The organism is Streptomyces maremycinicus (assembly GCF_001184025.1).
Taxonomy (GTDB): Bacteria; Actinomycetota; Actinomycetes; order Streptomycetales; family Streptomycetaceae; genus Streptomyces; species Streptomyces maremycinicus.
In genome coordinates this window covers 200701-219367 of record NZ_BBYG01000021.1, presented here as the reverse complement: position 1 = coordinate 219367, position 18667 = coordinate 200701, and the positions used below count along the sequence as shown (strand labels likewise).

The following is an 18667-nucleotide window of genomic DNA, read 5'->3' as shown; positions in this document are numbered from 1 at the left end:
AGAACAAGGTGGATCAAGACGATCAGGGGGATCAGGGGGATCAAGTGGTGACGGTCAGGGGCCGGGGGTGGTCCGCCGGTCGGCGATGGCTCGTCGCGCCGAGGACCAGCAGGACCTGTGCGGCGATGTAGGTGAGCATGATCCACAGATCGGGACGGGGCGGCTGGGGCCAGTCGGCGACTCCGGTGGCGATGAGGGTGTCGGAGAGCAGGAACAGCGCGCCGCCGGCACCGGCGACCGGGCCGAGCCGGGTGGCCGCGGAGTACGCCATGGCCGTGAGCAGGGTGCTGTAGACGGCGACCGGGATCCGCAGGTCCGCGGGAAGGTCCGGCCACAGCAGGGCGACGGTGGCGACCAGGGCGGTGACGTAGCAGGGGGCGAGGAGGGCGCCGCGCGCGTGGGGCCCTCCCACGCGCGCGAACAGCAGCAGATAGCAGACGTGGCCGGCGGCGAAGGACGCCATGCCGGCGAGGAAGGCGGGGTCGGCGTCGAGCAGCAGCAGGGTGTCGCCGCCCCAGCCGCACAGGAGGGCGGCGACCAGGAGCCGGGGCGCGCCGCGCAGGGCCGCCCAGGCGGCGAGGAGGGGCATCAGAAGGGGCTTGGCCACCAGGTGCCCGGCGTCGAGGCCGACCGCGAGGCTGAGCAGGTCGACGACGGCGGTGAGCGCGAACAGGCAGAGGAGGACGCGGGAGCGGGTCACGCGGCCGTGCTCTCCTCGACCGCGGCGGCCGAGACTGTGGTGGAGGGCGCCGCGGTGGACGCGGGCTGCCAGCCCGGCCCGCGGAACACGCGTCCCGTGCGCTCGCGCCAACTGGCGGCCGCCCTCACGTCCTTGACGATCGCGACGTACTCGTGGGTGGCCACCTTGATCGGATTGAACGTGTTGATGTTCTTGGTCAACCCGTAGACGGGCCGGTCGACCTCGGGCACGAACGACCCGAAGAGCCGGTCCCAGACGATGAGGATGCCGCCGAAGTTGCGGTCCAGGTAGCCGCCCTGGGAGGCGTGGTGGACGCGGTGGTGGGACGGCGTGTTGAACACGAACTCGAACCACCGGGGCAGCTTGTCGATCCGCTCGGTGTGGATCCAGAACTGGTAGACGAGGTTGGCCGAGGAGCAGAACGCGAGCGCGGCCGGGTGGACGCCGAGGGCGATGAGCGGGACGTAGAACGGCCAGACGGTCAGCGTGGTCCAGGGCTGGCGCAGCGCGGTGGTGAGGTTGAACTTCTCGCTGGAGTGGTGGACGACGTGACAGGCCCACAGCACGCGGATGACGTGGTGGCCGCGATGGGACCAGTAGTAGAAGAAGTCCTGCGCGAGCAGCATCAGGGGAAGCGTCCACCACAGCACCGGGACCCGGAGCGGGGTCAGCTCGTAGATCGCCGTGTAGACCGCGACGATCGGGATCTTCCAGACGAAGTCGAACACGAGACTGCCGAGCCCCATGCCGACGCTCGTCGCGGCGTCCTTCGTCTCGTACCCGGCCGCGTCCTCGTCGGGATGGATCCGGACGCTGATCACCTCGATCACGGTGAGCAGCACGAAGGCGGGTATCGACCACAGCACGACATCGGGCAGGTTCGGCATGTGGGCACCGTAGAACGGCTGATGAGCCGCGGCTAGACGTTGTTACCCACAAGTATTACCGACGGTACGCGCTTGCTTGTTGGCGATCTCCGCCAATCGGCGTCCTCCGTTCACCGGACGAGGGCGCCGGCCCGGCCCTCACACCCCCGCCGCGCCCAGCAGCGAGCCGACGAGATACGTCACCCCCATCGCCAGCGCGCCGCCCGCCACATTGCGCAGCACCGCGCGTCCCGGCGGGGCCGCCCCCAGCCGGGCGCTGCTCCAGCCGGTGCCCACCAGGGCCGCGAGGACCGAGGCGACGGTCACCCAGAGGCGCCCGCCCGCCGGGGGCAGCACGATGGCGAGCAGCGGGAGCAGGGCACCGGCCGTGAAGGCGAGGAAGCTCGCCCACGCCGCGTGCCAGGGATCGGTGAGGTCGTCGGGGTCGATGCCGAGCTCCACGCGCGCGTGCGCCCTCAGGGCGTCCCGTTCGGTGAGCTGGACGGCGGCCTCCCGGGCCACCTCCCGGGACAGGCCGCGTTCCGCCAGCAGTTCGGTCAGCTCCGCCAACTCGGCCTCCGGCTGCTCGCGCAGCTCCCGCCGCTCCAGCGCCAGGGCCGCCTTCTCCGAGTCCCGTTGGGTCGACACGGAGACGTACTCCCCCGCCGCCATGGACATCGACCCGGCGAGCAGCCCTGCCAGGCCGGCCGTCAGCAGGGCCGACCGGTCGTCCGTGGCGCCGGCCACGCCGACGACGAGGCCGGCGGTGGAGACGATGCCGTCGTTGGCGCCGAGGACCGCGGCGCGCAGCCAGTTCAGCCGGGATCCGAGCGAGCCGCCGTGGGCCTCGACGTGAGTGGGTTCCGTCACAGCACGGAGGATGGCACCCCGCACGGCGCGCGCCCCGTACCGACGCTCCTCGTCACGGCGCGGGCGCGGCACGGGCCCGCGGGGGCCGACGGGCGGGCGGGTGCGCGGACGGGCACACCGGACGGACGGGCAGACCGGACGGGCGAGCCGGGCACACCGGGCGGACGGGCGGGCCGGGAGGTGAGCCGGGCCGGCGGGCCGGCGCCGGCGTGCCAGGCCGGGCGGGCGGGCGCGTGAACCGTCGTCCGGCAGGTCGGAGTTGGCCCGGTATCAGCCGTCGGCGGCGGGCACGCGCGCGTGCGCCCCGCGAACTCCCGTACGGTCCGGAGGGCTTCGCCCGCCCTCTCACCGGGGCGGGTGCGGCGAGGTGTCGGTGGGGGCCCGTATCCTCAGTGACCATGCTCGAAGACCACACGACGACAGCGTCCTCCCCCACGGAGTGGCCGACCGCGTATCCCCAGGGGTACGCGGTCGTTGACGTGGAGACCACCGGCCTGGCCCGGGACGACCGGATCATCTCCGCCGCCGTCTACCGGCTGGACGCGCGCGGTGAGGTGGAGGATCACTGGTACACGCTGGTCAACCCGGAGCGCGACCCGGGACCGGTGTGGATCCACGGTCTGACGAGCGACGTACTGGAGGGCGCGCCCCTCTTCCACGAGGTGGCCGCGGAGTTCGCCGCCCGGCTCGACGGGCGGGTGCTCGTCGCGCACAACGCGGTCTTCGACTGGCAGATGATCGCGCGGGAGTACGCGCGCGCGGAGCGCGAGGCGCCCGTACGGCAGCGGCTGTGCACCATCGCGCTCTCCAAGGAGCTGGGTCTGCCGCTGCCCAACCACAAGCTGGAGTCGCTGGCGGCCCACTTCGGCGTGGTGCAGCAGCGGGCGCACCACGCGCTGGACGACGCCCGCGTGCTCGCGGAGGCGTTCCGGCCGAGTCTGCGGGCCGCGGCCGCGGGCGGTGTCCGGCTGCCGCTGCTCGAATGCCGGCCGCTGACCGAGTGGGCCGACCGGCCCGCGCCCCTGATCGGCCGCCAGGCGAGCGGCCCGGCCAGCGGCTACGGCAGCTATCGGCCCGGCAGTTGGCGACCGTCCCGCAAAAGGCCCGTATGCCCGCATCCCAATCCGGGACGGTACGAGGACGGCAAAAGGCTCAAGCAGGGCATGCGGGTCGCCTTCTCGGGCGACACCTCGGTCGAGCGGGAGCTGCTGGAGGACCGCGCCGCCGAGGCGGGGCTGCACGTCGCCACGAGCCTGTCCCGGCTGACCAGCCTGCTGGTCACCAATGACCCCGACTCGGGCACCTCGAAGGTGGTGAAGGCGCGGCAGTTCGGGACGCCCGTCGTCGACGAGGCCGCCTTCGGGCAACTCCTGCGGGACGTGGAGCCCGCGGACGAGTGACCCGTGCGTACGGGTGATTGCCACGCGACTCGCCCGCCGTCCGCTCGCCCGCGCGGGGACGACGGCTCACCCTGTGGCGCATGGCGAGATGCGAAGTTTGCGGCAATGACTACGGAATGACCTTCGAAGTGCACGCGCAGGGCGCGATCCATGTCTTCGACTGCTTCTCCTGTGCGATCCACCGCATGGCCCCCATCTGCGAGCACTGCCGGGTGCAGATCATCGGGCAGGGCGTCGAGGTGGAGGGCCACTGGTACTGCGGGGCGCACTGCGCCCGCGCGGAGGGCAGGGCGGGCATCGTCGACAAGGTGTGAGCGGACCTGCCGGGTACCCGGCCGAATGCACCCCACGACCGAGTTGTACGGTCGTGGGGTGTACCGCTTCCTGTTGTCCCGGCAGTGGGTGATCCTCACGCTGGTCTCCCTCCTCCTCATCCCCACGATGATCAGGCTGGGCTTCTGGCAGATGCATCGCTACGACGAGCGCACCGCGCGCAACCAGCTGGTCTCCGACGCGCTGACCGCCGAGGCGGTGCCCGTGGAGCGGCTGACCACCCCGGGACACACCGTCACCCGCGACGAGCGGTACCGCAGCGTCACCGCCACGGGCTCCTTCGACACCGCGCACGAGGTCGTCGTCAGGCGCCGGGTCAACGCCGACGAGACGGTCGGCTTCCACGTCCTCACCCCGTTCGTCCTGACGGACGGCAAGGTGCTGCTGGTCGACCGGGGCTGGATCCCCGCGGACGCCCCGAGCCAGACCTCGTTCCCCGAGGTCCCCGCGCCGCCCGCCGGCCGGATCACCGTCACCGGGCGGCTCATGCCCGACGAGACGACCGCCGCGAGCGGCATCAAGGACCTCGAGGGACTGCCGGACCGGCAGGTCATGCTGATCAACAGTGAGCAGGAGGCCCGGCGGCTCGGCGCCCAGGTGCTCGGCGGCTACATCGCGCAGACCGCGCCCGAGCCGAAGGGCGACAGCCCGGAGCTGGTCGGGCGGCCCGGCAGCGAGGACGCGGCCCTGAACTACGCGTACGCCATCCAGTGGTGGCTGTTCTCCGCGGGCGTCCCCGTCGGCTGGGTGATCCTGGTCCGCCGCGAGAACCGCGACCGGGCCCAGGCCGCCGCACGGGAGTCGGAACAGGCGGAGCCGGCGGCCGTCTGACCGAGGCCGGGGCGGCGCCGGGCGACGCCCGCACGTCCTGCGGGGCGGTCACGTCGTCACTCGCCCGGCCGCAGCCCTGATTGCCCCCGGGGCCCGCCGGGAACCCGCAACTGCGTGCACCCCCGCATCGAGGACTACGCGCTCATCGGCGACGAACAGACCGCCGCGCTGGTCGGCACGGACGGTTCCGTCGACTGGCTCTGTCTGCCCCGCTTCGACTCCGGGGCCTGCTTCGCGCGTCTCCTCGGCGAGGAGGAGAACGGCCACTGGCGCATCGCGCCCCGAGGCGCGCGGGGCCCCTGCACACGGCGCGCCTACCGGCCCGACACCCTCGTCCTGGACACCGAGTGGGAGACCGACGAGGGAGCGATCCGGGTCACCGACCTGATGCCCCAGCGCGACAGGGCCCCCGACGTCGTACGCATCGTCGAGGGACTGCGCGGCCGGGTCACCGTCCGCAGCGCGCTGCGGCTGCGCTTCGACTACGGCTGGATCATCCCGTGGATGCGCCGGGCCGACGGACATCGGGTGGCGGTCGGCGGTCCGGACGCCGTCTGGTTCCGCAGCGAGCCGGAGGTGCGCACCTGGGGCGAGGACTTCACCACCTACTCGGAGTTCACCGTCGCCGAGGGCGAGTCGGTGGCCTTCGTCCTGACCTGGCACCCCTCGCACGAGGCCCGTCCGCCGCTCGTCGACCCGTGGGAGGCGCTGCGGGTCAGCGTCGACGACTGGCGGGCGTGGGCCGCCCGCTGCCGCTACGACGGGCCCCACCGGGACGCCGTCGTCCGCTCCCTGATCACCCTCAAGGCGCTCACCTACGTCCCCACCGGCGGCATCGTGGCCGCGCTCACCACCTCGCTGCCCGAGGAGATGGGCGGGGTCCGCAACTGGGACTACCGCTACTGCTGGCTGCGCGACTCCACCCTCGCCCTCGGCGCGCTGCTGGCGGCCGGCTACCAGGAGGAGGCCGAAGCCTGGCGCAACTGGCTGCTGCGCGCCGTCGCGGGCGATCCGGCCGACCTCCAGATCATGTACGGACTGGCGGGCGAGCGCCGGCTTCCCGAGTGCGAGCTGCCCTGGCTGTCCGGCTACGGGGACTCCAGACCGGTACGCATCGGCAACGGCGCCGTGGACCAGCTCCAACTGGACGTCTACGGCGAGGTCATGGACTCGCTGTCGCTGGCCAGGACCTCGGGCATGCCCCCCCGGCCGCACATGTGGTCGCTCCAGTGCGCGCTGATGAAGTGGCTCGGCGAGAACTGGCGTCAGCCGGACGAGGGGCTGTGGGAGGTGCGCGGTGGGCGGCGCCAGTTCGTGCACTCCAAGGTGATGGTGTGGGTGGCCGCCGACCGGGCCGTCCGCGCGCTGGAGGAGCACCCCGACCTGAGCGGTGACCTGGCGGGCTGGCGGGCGCTGCGCGACGAGGTGCACCGCGAGGTGTGCGAGAAGGGCTACGACCCGGAGCGGGGCACGTTCACCCAGTACTACGGCTCGCGCGACCTGGACGCCTCGCTGCTGCTCATCCCCCGGGTCGGCTTCCTGCCGCCGGACGACCCGCGGGTGGTCGGGACCGTCGACGCCGTCCGCGAGGAGCTCGGGCACGGCGGTCTGCTGCGCCGCTACAGCACGGACGGCGCGGCCGTCGACGGCCTGCCGGGCGGCGAGGGCACGTTCCTCGCCTGCTCGTTCTGGCTCGCGGACGCGCTGCATCTGACGGGCCGCACCCGGGAGGCGCGGGAGCTGTTCGAACGGCTCGTGGGTCTGGCCAACGACGTGGGGCTGCTGGCGGAGGAGTACGACCCTGCGACCGGCCGGCACCTCGGCAACTTCCCGCAGGCCTTCAGTCACATCGGCCTGGTGAACACCGCCCTCGCCCTGTTCGGCGCGGAGGAGGCAGGATAGGGGTCATGGATCTTGGACTGAAGGACCGGGTGTACGTGGTCACCGGGGCGACGCGCGGCCTCGGCAACGCCGCCGCGCGTGAGCTCGTCGCGGACGGCGCGAAGGTGGTGCTCACCGGGCGGGACGAGACGCGGGTCGCCGAGGCCGCGGCCGAGCTGGGGCCGAACGCCCGCGGTCTCGCCGTGGACAACGCCGACCCCGCGGCGGCGGAGCGGCTGATCGCGGCGGCGCGCGACGCCTTCGGCGGGTTCGACGGGGTGCTGGTGAGCGTGGGCGGCCCGCCGCCCGGGTTCGTCGCGGACAACACGGACGAGCAGTGGCAGGAGGCGTTCGAGTCGGTGTTCCTCGGCGCGGTCCGGCTGGCGCGCGCGGCCGCGGCCGAACTGGAGGCGGGCGGGGTCATCGGGTTCGTGCTGTCGGGGTCGGTACACGAGCCGATCCCCGGGCTGACCATCTCCAACGGCCTGCGGCCGGGGCTGGCCGGGTTCGCGAAGTCGCTCTCCGACGAGCTGGGCCCCCGGGGGATCCGGGTCGTGGGCCTGCTGCCGGCCCGTATCGACACCGACCGGGTGCGGGAGCTGGACGGGCTGTCGGCCGACCCCGAGGCCACCCGCGCCGCGAACGAGTCGCGGATCCCGTTGCGGCGGTACGGGACCCCGGCGGAGTTCGGCCGGACGGCCGCGTTCCTGCTGTCGCCGGCGGCCTCCTATCTGACGGGCCTGATGGTGCCGGTGGACGGCGGGATGCGGCACGGCTTCTGACCGGTCCGGCGCCGGGCGGGGCGGCCGGTCACGGCCAGGCAAATCGCCGTACCGCCGTGGACCGTCACCGCGCCCGCGCCGCACGCACCGCCGCGCACTCCCGCGGCTCAACTGACCCTTTCGGCCTTGTGTCTGACGCCCCGCATCCGTACCTCGGCGGGCAGCGCCGCGAGGGCGGCCGAGTCCCGCGCGTGGGTCAGGGCGCGCGTCGTCAGGTGGTCCAGCGCCGTAGCCGGGTCCACGTGGGGCTCCAGCACGAGGCGGACCCGTGCCGCGGGCGCCTCCCGCCTGCCCTTCAGCGCCACATGGGCGTGCGCGACGCCGTCCAGCCGTTCCGCCTCACCGGCGAGTACGCCCTCCAGGGCGCGGCCGCGCAGCAGGGCTCCCGCACCGTCGCCCGTGTCGACGAGGAGTTCGCCGAGCCGGCGGCGGCGCAGTACCGCCGTCAGCCACCACAGGGTCAGCAGGACGAGGAGCGCGAGGACCGCGATCACCGTCGGCCACCACCAGCCTTCGGCGCGCCAGCGGGTGCGTTCGGCGGTGGTGAGGAGGACGTCGTGCGGACCGTCGTGGAGCCACCAGGAGGGTGCGGAGGCGCCCAGCCCCACGGCCAGCACCGCGCCGCCGACGGCGAGCAGCACCAGTCCGACGACGCCGACGAGCACGCGGTTGACGGTGGTGAGCATCGCCTCAGCCCTTCTTCCCGGGTCGCCGTACACGGACCGACAGGGCGAGCGGCCGGACCAGGCCGAGGCCGCGGATCGCGTCGGTGAGGACGGCGTCCAGGTCGGCGTGGACGTCGTCCAGGTCGCGGAAGTGGGACAGCGCGCGGACGTCGGCCTTCCGGCGGCCGGTGCGCACCCGTACCGACTGCACACCGGCGACCTCCATGGCCCGGTCGCGCAGCACCAGTCCGGCCGCGTCCCGGTGGAGCCCCGCCCGGACGTCCGGGTGGATGCGGCGCATCGGCAGGACGGCCCTGAGCCCCGGGGTCACGGCCAGGACGACCAGCCACAGGCCGAGGGCCGCCGCGATACCGGCGCCGATCAGCACCCAGATGTCGTCGAGGGGGCGCTCGGCGAGCTGTCGGGCCAGTTCGCCGCGCCAGGCCATGGCGGACCGGTGGGCCCGGACGGCGACCACGTCGTAGAGGAAGGCGGCCGCGACGACCAGCAGCAGCGCCGCGACGACGGCGGCCGGGACACGGCGCGCCGACCAGAAGCGGTGTTCGGCGGGTCCGGCCGCGCCGGGGCGGCCCTCCTCACCGGGGCCGTCGTCCCCGGTGGGTTTGTCCAGAACGGGCAGCGTGCCGCCCTGCAAGCCTCCGGGCTCGCTCATCGCGTCCTCCCGTGCGCCACCCCGGGGGCCGTTGTCAGGTGCAGCCGTTCCACCTGGACGGCGACCTCCGGGACCTCCATTCCCACCAACGCGCCTACCCGCTCGGCGACATGTCGACGCACCCGGTGACAGCGGCCGCCGATATCGGTCGGGTAGTCGAGTTCCAGATGGACCCGGACGTGCGCGGCCTCGTGGTGGACGACGACGGTGGCGTGCGGACGCCCGGCGTCGGGCGGCAGGGCGCCGACCGCCTCGCGCGCGGCCTGGGCGGCGATCTTCGCAACGACCCGGTCGGCGATGCGGGTCGCGCCGCGTGCCCCCGGCGCGACGCCGGACGGGCGTCCGCCGCCGGCGGTGCCCTCCTCGTCCACGGGGTTCACCGGCGCCGGTCGTCGCGGGTGCGGAAGAAGTCGCCGAGTTCCAGGTCCCCCTCGAGGAACCGGCCCACGACGAACCCGACGGCGCCCAGGGCCGCCACCAGAAGGAAGGCCCCGAACCCGCCGAAGTATCCGGCGAAGCCCAGCGCCATGCCGGCGATCATGCCGACCACGGCCATGCTCAACGTGCTCTCCCCTCGGGGGTCCGGTCGTTCCGCCGTCTGTGTGTCACTGGATCCGGGGCTCCGGTTCCTCGTCCTCTTCGTCGGGCAGCTTGACGTCGCTCACCGCGATGTTGACCTCGACGACCTCCAGTCCGGTCATCCGCTCCACGGCCGCGATCACGTTCTCCCGCACGTCCTGCGCCACATCGGCGATGGCCACCCCGTAGTCGACGACGATCTCCAGGTCGAGCGCGGTCTGCACCTCGCCGACCTCGGCCTTCACGCCTCGGGTCACCGACTTCGAGCCACCGGGCACCCGGTCCCGTACGGCGCCGAAGGTGCGGCTGAGCCCGCTGCCCATCGCGTGGACGCCCAGGACGTCCCGTGCCGCGAGGCCCGCGATCTTCTCGACGACGCCGTCGGCGATGGTGGTCCGCCCGCGGGTCGCCGGATCACCGCCGCCCCGTTTGGTCGTCCTGCGGGTCCCCAGGGGCTCGGTGCCGCCGTCGGGACCCTGCGTCCGGTGCTGCTCCGCTGCTGCCTCGGTCATCGCCGTACGTCCTTACGTCCGGTTCGTTCCTCGTCCTCTTCCACCACGGTAAGCGCGGTTGCCCGACCGCGCGCCGGGGATACGGCAGGCTGGAGCAATGACGGCGGACGGATGGACCAACGCGGTACGGCATCAGGTGGGCCTCGGCAGGCTGCTCCCGCTGGGCGGCCCCCGGGACGGCGCATGGATCACGGAGGCGGCGGCCGAGGAGGCGCTGCGGCGGGCGGTGCGGGGGGTGACGGGTGTGCGCGTGGGCGCCCTGCGGATCGCGACGGCCGACCCGGCAAAGGTGTACGAACCCGCCGTGCCCCCTCCGCCGAGCGCCCTGCCCCCCGGGCCGCTGCGCGTGACGGCGGACATCGCCGCGTCCTCGTCCGAACCGCTGCCGGCGGCCACGGCCCGCCTGCGCACGGCGCTGGCGGCGGCCGCGACGGATCGCCTCGGCCTGGTGGTGGCGGAGGTGGACCTGCGGGTGACCGACCTGCTGGACGAGGACCCGGAACCGGAGGCGGTACGCCCGGGTCCCGAGCCCCGGCACGTCGCGACGGCACAGCACGGCGACGAGGCGCGCGCGACCGTCGCCGCGCTGTCCGTGCCGGGGGTGACCCGCCTGACCGACGTCGTCGACAGGGCGGTGCGCATCGAGGAGCGGGAGCATCCGGCCGCCCTGCCGGACCGCCACGCACGCGTGGAGATCGCGGTGAGCGCGAACCACCGGGCCGTGGAGGTGGCCGGGCGGGTGCGTGGGGCGGTGTCGGCAGCGCTGCAGGATCACCCGACGGTGTCCGTCCTGGTCACGGCGGTGGAGTGAACGGGACCCGGGAGGAGCGGGTTCACTCGCCCAGGCCGGCCAGGTCCCGCAGACGGCGACCCTGGGCGGCGCGCTCGGCGGCGCGCTGCTCGTCGTAGGTGCGGTCGCCGGCGCCCCGCAGCAGCGCCTTGGTCTCGATGACGGCCTCCCGGGGCGCGGCCAGGATCGCCTCCGCCAGCTCGCGGGCCGCGGTGTCGAGGTCCTGCGCGGGTACGGCGAGGTTGGCGAGCCCGGAGCTCACGGCCTCGTCGGCGTGCACGAACCGGCCGGTCAGGCAGATCTCGGCGGCGCGGCCGTAGCCGACCAGGGAGACCAGGGGGTGCGTGCCGGTCAGGTCCGGCACGAGGCCGAGGGCGGTCTCCCGCATGGCGAACTGCACGTCGTCGGCGACGACGCGCAGGTCACAGGCGAGAGCCAGCTGGAAGCCCGCGCCGATGGCGTGGCCCTGGACGGCGGCGATGGACACGAGGTCGTTGCGCCGCCACCAGGTGAAGCCCTCCTGGAACCCGGCGATGGCGGCGTCGAGTTCGGCGTCACCACTGCGCGCGAGATCGATGAAGGAGGGTTCGCCCTCGATCCCCTCGGGCGTGAACATCTGCCGGTCGAGCCCGGCGGAGAAGGACTTGCCCTCGCCGCGCAGCACGACCACGCGGACGGAACCCGGCACCAGCCGCCCGGCCTCGGCGAGCGCCCGCCACATCGCGGGGCTCTGCGCATTGCGCTTGGCAGGGTTGGCCAGCGTCACCGTGGCGAGCGCGTCGTCGACGGTGAGCCGTACGCCGTCCTTGTCGAGCAGGGGGACGAGTACCTGGTCGGGTGTGGCCATGAGGTGCCTCCGATGAGTGCGGTCAGCCAGCGGTCAGCTAAGTGACTGCACAGTAACCACCCGGTCGGTCTGGGGAATCCCCCGGGCCCCTGAAGGACCCGCGGGAAAGACCGGCCGGGTGGCCACCATCGAAAGCGGTGAGCCGCCCGGGGTCAGGACGAGGCGGCCTTCTTGCCCCGGGTCGCCCCGCCACGCCCACGCAGCGTGACGCCCGACTCGCTGAGCATCCGGTGGACAAAGCCATACGAGCGACCGGTTTCCTCGGCCAGCGCCCGGATGCTCGCACCGGAGTCGTACTTCTTCTTCAGGTCTGCCGCGAGCTTGTCGCGCGCGGCGCCGGTCACCCGGCTGCCCTTCTTCAGAGTCTCGGCCACCCGTGCCTCCTCATGGGAAGTGCGCTCTGGTCATCCTCATGATCACCCCTACGGCGCGCGATGGCCACCCATTCGGCAAGGTCCGTGCGACAGGGTTTTGACGACAGGAGTGCGTCCCCACAAGTGGAATATGTGATTCCACGCGATGGCGTTCGTGGGGCCGAACGGGTTGTCGGGTGAAGTGGCAGGTCAGAGACGCGCGACGGCCGACCCCTTGTCGACAAAGGGATCGGCCGTGAAATCGATGTAGGACACACCTCGATACGAGGAGATCTCACACAGATGATGGATCACCGGTAGGCCGAATGATCCAGACGAATGATCCACCGCAGTGGATCACGCCGTGGATCATCCCGTGGATCACGTCATGGATCACGCCTCGGCACGGGCCCGGGAGCACGCCGTGGATCATGCTTCGGCGTGCGCCTTCGATCAGGCCAGGGCCACCAGGTCGGCGTAGTCGGCACCCCACAGGTCCTCGACGCCGTCGGGCAGCAGGATGATCCGCTCGGGCTGGAGCGCCTCCACGGCGCCCTCGTCGTGGGTGACGAGTACGACCGCGCCCTTGTACGTACGCAGCGCGCCGAGGATCTCCTCGCGGCTGGCCGGGTCCAGGTTGTTGGTGGGCTCGTCGAGCAGCAGCACGTTGGCCGAGGAGACCACGAGGGTGGCGAGGGCCAGCCGGGTCTTCTCACCGCCGGAGAGCACACCGGCGGGCTTGTCGACGTCGTCGCCCGAGAACAGGAACGAGCCGAGCGTCTTGCGGACCTCGACCAGATCCAGGTCGGGGGCGGCGGAGCGCATGTTCTCCAGGACCGTGCGCTCCGGGTCCAGGGTCTCGTGCTCCTGGGCGTAGTAGCCGAGCTTGAGGCCGTGGCCCGCGACGACCTCGCCGGTGTCTGGCTGCTCCGCCCCGCCGAGCAGTCGCAGCAGGGTCGTCTTGCCCGCGCCGTTCAGGCCGAGGATGACGACCCGGGAGCCCTTGTCGATGGCCAGGTCGACGTCGGTGAAGATCTCCAGCGAGCCGTAGGACTTCGACAGGCCCTCGGCCATCAGGGGCGTCTTGCCGCAGGGCGCGGGCTCGGGGAAACGGAGCTTGGCCACCTTGTCGGACTGGCGGACCGCCTCCAGGCCGGAGAGCAGCTTGTCGGCGCGGCGGGCCATGTTCTGCGCCGCGACCGTCTTGGTCGCCTTGGCGCGCATCTTGTCGGCCTGCGAGTGCAGCGCGGCGGCCTTCTTCTCGGCGTTCTGCCGCTCCCGCTTGCGGCGCTTCTCGTCGGACTCGCGCTGCTGCTGGTAGAGCCGCCAGCCCATGTTGTAGACGTCGATCTGGGAGCGGTTGGCGTCCAGGTAGAACACCTTGTTGACGACCGTCTCGACCAGGTCGACGTCGTGACTGATGACGATGAAGCCGCCGCGGTAGGTCTTGAGGTAGTCGCGCAGCCAGACGATCGAGTCGGCGTCGAGGTGGTTCGTCGGCTCGTCCAGGAGGAGCGTGTCCGCGTCGGAGAACAGGATGCGGGCCAGTTCGACCCGGCGCCGCTGGCCGCCGGAGAGCGTGTGCAGTGGCTGGCCGAGCACCCGGTCGGGCAGGTTGAGCGCGGCGGCGATGGTGGCGGCCTCGGCCTCGGCGGAGTAGCCGCCCTTGGTCAGGAACTCCGTCTCCTGGCGCTCGTACTGGCGCATCGCCTTGTCGCGGGTGGCGCCCGAGCCGTTCGCGATCCGCTGTTCGTTCTCGCGCATCTTGCGGATCAGGACGTCCAGGCCGCGCGCGGAGAGGATGCGGTCGCGGGCCAGGACGTCGAGGTCGCCGGTACGGGGGTCCTGCGGGAGGTAGCCGACCTCGCCGGAGCGGGTGACCTGACCGGCGGCCGGGATGCCCTCACCGGCCAGGACCTTGGTGAGCGTGGTCTTGCCGGCGCCGTTGCGCCCGACCAGACCGATGCGGTCGCCCTTGGCCACCCGGAAGGAGGCGTTCTCGATGAGGATGCGGGCACCGGCGCGCAGCTCGATGCCGGAGGCGGAGATCACGGACAGACTCCAGTGCGGGGGTCGTTGGCAGGATGGACGGCCGAGGACGTTCCCGCCGTCTAATGCGCGAGGAGAATGGCCATGACGCCAGTCTAACGGGACCGTGCAAGCACTTTTTCTGGGTTCAGGTGTTCGATCTTTCCCCGCTCGCGCCGGATCCCCGTCCCGGGGACGTTGTCAGTGGCCGGTGCCAGACTGGGCAGCGGTGACGGATCCGGCAGGGATCACAAGGGAGTGATCGGCATGGCAGGCACGAACAGCGGGCGTCCCAGCGTCTTTCCGACGGTGCTGTACACCGACGCGAAGGCGGCGATCCGGCAGCTCACGCAGGCCCTGGGGTTCACGGAGCTGTCCGTCTACGAGGGCGAGGACGGCTCGGTCGTGCACGCCGAGCTGGCGCAGGGCAACGGCGCCGTGATGTGCGGCTCGAAGGGCCGCGGCGGGATCTTCGACACGGCGATGAAGGGCGCGGGCCCGACCGGGGTGTACGTCGTGGTGGACGATGTCGACGCACACCACCGGCGGGCCGTGGAGCACGGCGCGGAGATCCTGATGCCCCCGACGGACCAGGACTACGGCTCCCGGGACTACATGGCCCGCGACCTCGAGGGCAACATCTGGAGCTTCGGCACGTACGCGCCCGAGATACAGGGCTGAGCGCCTCCCCCGGAGAGGGGACGCGGGCCTGTGCGGAGCCCGTGCGCGTCCCGTGCGCGGCCCGTTCAGCTGCCTCCGGTGTGCACCTGGAAGGCGGCCCGGCGGACGGCCTTGGCCAGCGCCGGGTCGGGGTGCGCGGCGGCGAGCGCCACCAGCACCTGCACGGTGCGCGGATGTCCGACGGCCCGCACCTCGGTCAGCAGGGCGGGGACGGTCGGCTGGAGCGCGGACTCCAGGTGGCGTACGAGCATCGGCGCCTCCCCGTGGTCGGCGACGGCCGCGGCGGTGTCCACCCACAGCCAGGTGGCCTCCTGCCGGGTGAGCACCTCGTGGGCGTCCTCGGGGTCGACGCCGTCGTGCTCGGCGAGCCACAGCAGCGCGTACGGCCGCAGGGCGGGTTCGTCGACGACCGCGCGGACATCGGGCTCGGCGGGGGCGCCGACGACGCGCAGCGCCTCGAAGGCCAGGCCGCGCAGCAGGGCGTCGTCGCCGCGGGCGGCGAACAGCAGCTCGGCGACGGCGCTGCCGACGGTCCGGGCGGCGAGCCAGGCGCGGTACTCGGCGCGGGCCGCGTTCGGGCGCAGCTGGGCGCAGCCGCGGAGCATGGCCTCGGCCGACTGCTCGATGTTGCCCGCGGGGCTCTGCGCGGCGACGCAGATCTGCTCCAGTTTGACCCAGACCGCCCAGCTGCCCAGCGGGGTGAGCGTGGCCTGTCCGTCGCCGTAGGTGAGGGCGCCGACGGCGGCGAGGGCGTGCAGGGCCCAGTCGAGGAGGGGGACGAGTTCGGCGTCCCGGGCGGGCTCCGCCGGGTCGGCGTCGGCGGAGAGGACCGGGGCGACGGGGGTCGCGGGTTCCGAACCGGCGCCGTAGGGCACCTCGCAGCGCTCGGTGCGCAGTTCGGTGACCCGCTGGCGCAGCAGGTCCAGGAGCTGTTCCACGGGGACGGGCCCGGCGGAGAGCTGGAGGAAGGAGAGCACCTGCGGCATGGCCGAGACGACCTCGGCGACGGCGCCGGGCTCCTGGTCCGCGGGTTCCGGGGAGGCGAGCGACCAGGCGTCGAACAGGGCGACCCAGCCGCGCAGGACGGCGCTGTCGTCGCGGTTCCAGGCGCGCAGCCGCCAGCCGGGACGGGCGCTGTCGCCGTGCACCTCGACGAGACCGGCGAGGCGGGCGGTGTCCCAGTCGGCCCGGATCCGGTCCGTGGACAGACCCAGGTCACTCGCGGCCCGTGCGGCGGTCGCGTCGGAGAGGGTGGCCTTGCCGTCGGTCGTGGCCGCGTCTCGGCCGGGGCCGAGGGCGTTGTCGGCCCAGCGGGCGACCCGGGCCGCGGCGGCCAGTCCGGAGCGCGCCATTCTGGCCAGCTCCGCGGGGGCCGGGGTGCCCTCCGGCGGGCGGGGTGCGGGGCGGCGCGGGCGCCGCTCGTTCACAGCTGAGGGGGCGGCGGCCAGGGGTCGCGGGCGGACGAGTCGAAGCCTGGAGTCGCGCGGGATACGGGACGTCACGGGTGCAGTCTTCCGGTTGACGGTCCGAAAACCCAAACGGAATGTCACGGCGGGCTACGGGACTGGCCAAGGCACACAGTTCCGTGAGGGGTGAGCAGACGTCTTCAGGCCAGTGGTACGGGGTTAAACGGAACCAGCGGCACCGGTCCGGGGGCGCGGCCGGGCGGGTCACATCAGCGGGGTCAGGAAGCGGCGCAGGGCCTCCTCGTAGGCCGCGGGGTCGGGGTTCCACATGGCGCCGTGCGGAGCGTGCGGGACCGTGTGCAGGGTGACCAGCTCGGGCCGGAGGGCGGCGAGGCGGCGGGAGGCGCCCCAGGGGGCGACCGCGTCGTCGGGGCCGTGCAGCACGAGGGTGGGCACCCGCAGCCGGGCGGGATCGGCGATCGCGTCCCCGTGGCCGCCGGGACCGGTGTGCAGCCCGGTGCGGCCCTCGGCGGCCCGTACGGCGAGCGGCAGCAGCACCCCCGGGGTGTGCCGGGCGGCCGCGAGGGCGCGCACGGTCGTCCGCCAGTCCAGGACCGGGGAGTCCAGCACCAGTCCGGACACGAGGTCGCGCAGGCCGGAGTCGGCGGCGGCGCGCAGGGCCATGGTCGCGCCGGTGGACCAGCCGAACAGCACGACGCGTTCGGCGCCGTACCGCACGGCGTACCGCATCGCCGCGTCCAGGTCGCGCCACTCGGTCTCGCCGAGGTGGTTCAGGCCGTCCGGGGAGCGGGGCGCGCCGAGGTCGCCGCGATGGGAGAGGGCGAGGACGGGGAAGCGGCGGCGGTGCAGGAAGCCCATGAGGTTCAGGGTGTGTTCCCGGGTGGTGCCCAGGCCGTGGACGGCGATCACCCAGGTGCGGCGCGGGCCGGGCACGAACCAGGCGGGCAGGTTGCCCAGCTCGCCGGGGACGTCGATGTCGGCGTGGTCGAGACCGAGGGCGCTGCCGGGGTTGCCGACATGGAGGTTCGGGGTGAGCCAGACCGCGTCGCCGGGGTTCAGGGCGCCGTGGGTGACCCGCTCCAGGCGGCGCACGACGGTGTCGGCGGAGTGCGGGGCGGCGGGCAGGACGGGGCCCACGACCGCGTGGGAGCCGTTGCCGGAGAGGCCGTAGGTGCCGGGGCGCAGGGCGGCCAGGTCACGGGTGAGGGTGATCTGGCCGGCGGCCGTGCCGTGGACGGTGAGCCGGGGTTCGGTGGGCAGGGGCCGGCCGGCGGGCGCCTTCAGCGCGGCGTCGCTGGCCAGCCGGCCGACGGCGACACCGGCGGCGCCGGCGGCCAGGGCTGCGGTGACGGCAGCGGCCGTCGCTTTGACAGTGCGCACCCGTCCAGTGTCCTGGCCCGCCTTCCTCCCGGCCAGTGGTGGAGGCCGGCCGGGGGAGGAAGGCGGGTCCCGACGCGGTGAGGTGAGGGGCGCTCACCAGCGGTGCGGTGCAGCCCGAACGGGGGGTGGGGAACAGCACGGACGGGGGTGGGGAACAGCACGGACGGGAGGGGAGCGGCAGGCACGGGTGAGGTCAGTCCCGCTGCCCGTAGCCGCGCAGCCGCTCGCCCGCCTCCGCGACCTGCCCCTCCGTCAGAAGCGTCGGGTTCAGGCCGGGTACGGACGACGCCGTCAGCCACAGGCGGCACATCCACTCCAGTTGGGCGGTGCGGTCGTAGGCCTGGTCGAGGGTGGCGCCGTGGGTGAGGGTGCCGTGGTTGCGCAGGAGGCAGCCGCTGCGGTCGGCGAGGGCGCGCAGGGTGTTCTCGGCCAACTCCTCGGTGCCGTAGGTCGCGTAGGGGGCGACCCGGACGGGTCCGCCGAGCGCGCCGGCCATGTAGTGGACGAGGGGGAGCTCGGTGACGAGGGTCGAGACGGCGGTCGCGTGCACGGCGTGGGTGTGGACGATCGCCCCGGCGTCCGTGCCGCGGTAGACGGCGAGGTGCATGGGCAGCTCGCTCGTCGGGCGCAGCGTGCCGAGCACCTGCCGGCCGGTGAGGTCGACGCCCGTGACGTCGTCCGGGGTGAGCCGCTCGTAGGGTACGCCCGACGGGGTGACGAGCACGGTGTCGCCCACGCGTACGGAGACGTTGCCGGAGGTGCCGACGACCAGCCCGTCGGTCACGGTGCGGCGGGCCGCCGTCACCAGCGCCTCCCAGGCGCGTGCCTCCTCGAGTACCGCGTGCCTCCCCCGCTCCTGCGTCACGTCCCGTACGCCGTCCCGGTCGCCCCGGGCGTCCCCCTGCTCGCGCCACTGCTCAGCCATGCCGTGATCCTGCCAGCAGGCACCCGCGACCGCCGCCGGTCACGCCCTGTGGAGCGTCCGCCACGGGCACTGCGGCAGCGGACCGGCGCGGCGTGACCGGAATCTCTTTCGCGGCTCCGGGACGCCGCCGCGCGGGCCCGCCGG

Annotated in this window: 21 protein-coding genes; 7 read left to right on the top strand and 14 right to left on the bottom strand. The window is 73.4% G+C overall.

The window, feature by feature from the left end; translation table 11 throughout:
- Window positions 1–40: 40 nt before the first annotated feature.
- The 3 genes from AOQ37_RS32885 to AOQ37_RS32875 form a co-directional block, all read right to left on the bottom strand.
- Entirely contained in the window at window positions 41–700 is a 660-nt protein-coding gene (locus tag AOQ37_RS32885; RefSeq protein ID WP_062649865.1) for a lysoplasmalogenase, read from the bottom strand.
- Complete coding sequence (locus AOQ37_RS32880; RefSeq protein WP_062649864.1) at window positions 697–1587, bottom strand: sterol desaturase family protein; 891 nt, start codon at window positions 1585–1587, stop codon at window positions 697–699. The genes AOQ37_RS32885 and AOQ37_RS32880 overlap by 4 nt, the downstream gene beginning before the upstream one ends.
- A 138-nt stretch (window positions 1588–1725) precedes the next feature.
- Window positions 1726–2436: a VIT1/CCC1 transporter family protein gene (locus AOQ37_RS32875; protein ID WP_062649984.1), complete on the bottom strand. Its 711-nt coding sequence runs from the start codon at window positions 2434–2436 to the stop codon at window positions 1726–1728.
- Window positions 2437–2834: 398 nt separating this feature from the next.
- Here AOQ37_RS32875 and AOQ37_RS32870 point away from each other — a divergent pair, with 398 nt between their 5' ends.
- The 5 genes from AOQ37_RS32870 to AOQ37_RS32850 all read left to right on the top strand — a co-directional run bounded on the left by AOQ37_RS32870 (window position 2835) and on the right by AOQ37_RS32850 (window position 7663).
- Entirely contained in the window at window positions 2835–3836 is a 1002-nt protein-coding gene (locus AOQ37_RS32870; RefSeq protein ID WP_062649862.1) for a DEDDh family exonuclease, read from the top strand.
- Window positions 3837–3916: 80 nt separating this feature from the next.
- Window positions 3917–4150, top strand: coding sequence for a metallothionein (locus AOQ37_RS32865; protein ID WP_078615750.1), 234 nt, complete (start codon window positions 3917–3919; stop codon window positions 4148–4150).
- Between the two features lie 58 nt (window positions 4151–4208).
- Window positions 4209–5000 carry an SURF1 family cytochrome oxidase biogenesis protein gene (locus tag AOQ37_RS32860; RefSeq protein ID WP_234437074.1) on the top strand — a complete coding sequence of 264 codons (792 nt, stop codon included), beginning with the start codon at window positions 4209–4211 and terminating at the stop codon, window positions 4998–5000.
- Window positions 5001–5114: 114 nt separating this feature from the next.
- Complete coding sequence (locus tag AOQ37_RS32855) at window positions 5115–6902, top strand: glycoside hydrolase family 15 protein (RefSeq protein ID WP_062649858.1); 1788 nt, start codon at window positions 5115–5117, stop codon at window positions 6900–6902.
- A 5-nt stretch (window positions 6903–6907) separates the two neighbouring features.
- On the top strand, window positions 6908–7663 hold the full coding sequence (locus tag AOQ37_RS32850) for an SDR family oxidoreductase (protein WP_062649857.1): 756 nt from the start codon (window positions 6908–6910) through the stop codon (window positions 7661–7663).
- A 107-nt stretch (window positions 7664–7770) separates the two neighbouring features.
- Here the strand turns inward: AOQ37_RS32850 and amaP are convergent, their stop codons facing one another.
- Genes amaP through AOQ37_RS32825 form a run of 5 tightly spaced genes read right to left on the bottom strand, consistent with a single transcriptional unit; the run spans window position 7771 to window position 10092 of the window.
- The gene (gene amaP, locus AOQ37_RS32845; RefSeq protein ID WP_062649855.1) at window positions 7771–8349 is read right to left on the bottom strand and encodes an alkaline shock response membrane anchor protein AmaP; all 579 of its coding nucleotides are present in this window, start codon (window positions 8347–8349) and stop codon (window positions 7771–7773) included.
- 4 nt (window positions 8350–8353) lie between these two features.
- The gene (locus AOQ37_RS32840; protein WP_062649853.1) at window positions 8354–9001 is read right to left on the bottom strand and encodes a DUF6286 domain-containing protein; all 648 of its coding nucleotides are present in this window, start codon (window positions 8999–9001) and stop codon (window positions 8354–8356) included.
- Window positions 8998–9381 carry an Asp23/Gls24 family envelope stress response protein gene (locus AOQ37_RS32835; RefSeq protein ID WP_062649851.1) on the bottom strand — a complete coding sequence of 128 codons (384 nt, stop codon included), beginning with the start codon at window positions 9379–9381 and terminating at the stop codon, window positions 8998–9000. The genes AOQ37_RS32840 and AOQ37_RS32835 overlap by 4 nt, the downstream gene beginning before the upstream one ends.
- On the bottom strand, window positions 9378–9563 hold the full coding sequence (locus tag AOQ37_RS32830) for a hypothetical protein (RefSeq protein ID WP_062649848.1): 186 nt from the start codon (window positions 9561–9563) through the stop codon (window positions 9378–9380). Before AOQ37_RS32830 ends, AOQ37_RS32835 begins: the two co-directional genes overlap by 4 nt.
- A 43-nt stretch (window positions 9564–9606) precedes the next feature.
- A complete protein-coding gene (locus tag AOQ37_RS32825; protein WP_062649846.1) occupies window positions 9607–10092 on the bottom strand; it encodes an Asp23/Gls24 family envelope stress response protein in 486 nt (161 codons plus the stop codon).
- Between the two features lie 97 nt (window positions 10093–10189).
- Between AOQ37_RS32825 and AOQ37_RS32820 the strand changes: the two genes are divergently transcribed.
- Window positions 10190–10903 carry a hypothetical protein gene (locus AOQ37_RS32820; RefSeq protein ID WP_062649844.1) on the top strand — a complete coding sequence of 238 codons (714 nt, stop codon included), beginning with the start codon at window positions 10190–10192 and terminating at the stop codon, window positions 10901–10903.
- Window positions 10904–10925: 22 nt separating this feature from the next.
- On the opposite strand, the gene AOQ37_RS32815 is transcribed toward AOQ37_RS32820, so the two are convergent.
- The 3 genes from AOQ37_RS32815 to abc-f all read right to left on the bottom strand — a co-directional run bounded on the left by AOQ37_RS32815 (window position 10926) and on the right by abc-f (window position 14134).
- The gene (locus AOQ37_RS32815; protein ID WP_062649842.1) at window positions 10926–11729 is read right to left on the bottom strand and encodes an enoyl-CoA hydratase/isomerase family protein; all 804 of its coding nucleotides are present in this window, start codon (window positions 11727–11729) and stop codon (window positions 10926–10928) included.
- A gap of 152 nt (window positions 11730–11881) precedes the next feature.
- A complete protein-coding gene (locus tag AOQ37_RS32810) occupies window positions 11882–12103 on the bottom strand; it encodes a helix-turn-helix domain-containing protein (RefSeq protein ID WP_004002281.1) in 222 nt (73 codons plus the stop codon).
- A gap of 432 nt (window positions 12104–12535) precedes the next feature.
- Window positions 12536–14134: a ribosomal protection-like ABC-F family protein gene (gene abc-f, locus AOQ37_RS32805; RefSeq protein ID WP_057599278.1), complete on the bottom strand. Its 1599-nt coding sequence runs from the start codon at window positions 14132–14134 to the stop codon at window positions 12536–12538.
- Between the two features lie 243 nt (window positions 14135–14377).
- Between abc-f and AOQ37_RS32800 the strand changes: the two genes are divergently transcribed.
- Window positions 14378–14791 (top strand): VOC family protein, encoded by a 414-nt coding sequence (locus AOQ37_RS32800; RefSeq protein WP_062649982.1) that lies wholly within the window; start codon window positions 14378–14380, stop codon window positions 14789–14791.
- A gap of 65 nt (window positions 14792–14856) precedes the next feature.
- Here AOQ37_RS32800 and AOQ37_RS32795 read toward each other — a convergent pair whose 3' ends face one another.
- From AOQ37_RS32795 to AOQ37_RS32785, 3 genes are all read right to left on the bottom strand, one after another.
- Window positions 14857–16293 carry a hypothetical protein gene (locus tag AOQ37_RS32795; protein ID WP_199825117.1) on the bottom strand — a complete coding sequence of 479 codons (1437 nt, stop codon included), beginning with the start codon at window positions 16291–16293 and terminating at the stop codon, window positions 14857–14859.
- A 168-nt stretch (window positions 16294–16461) separates the two neighbouring features.
- Complete coding sequence (locus AOQ37_RS32790; protein ID WP_062649839.1) at window positions 16462–17598, bottom strand: alpha/beta hydrolase; 1137 nt, start codon at window positions 17596–17598, stop codon at window positions 16462–16464.
- A gap of 193 nt (window positions 17599–17791) precedes the next feature.
- A complete protein-coding gene (locus tag AOQ37_RS32785) occupies window positions 17792–18523 on the bottom strand; it encodes a class II aldolase/adducin family protein (RefSeq protein WP_062649838.1) in 732 nt (243 codons plus the stop codon).
- Between the last annotated feature and the right edge of the window lie 144 nt (window positions 18524–18667).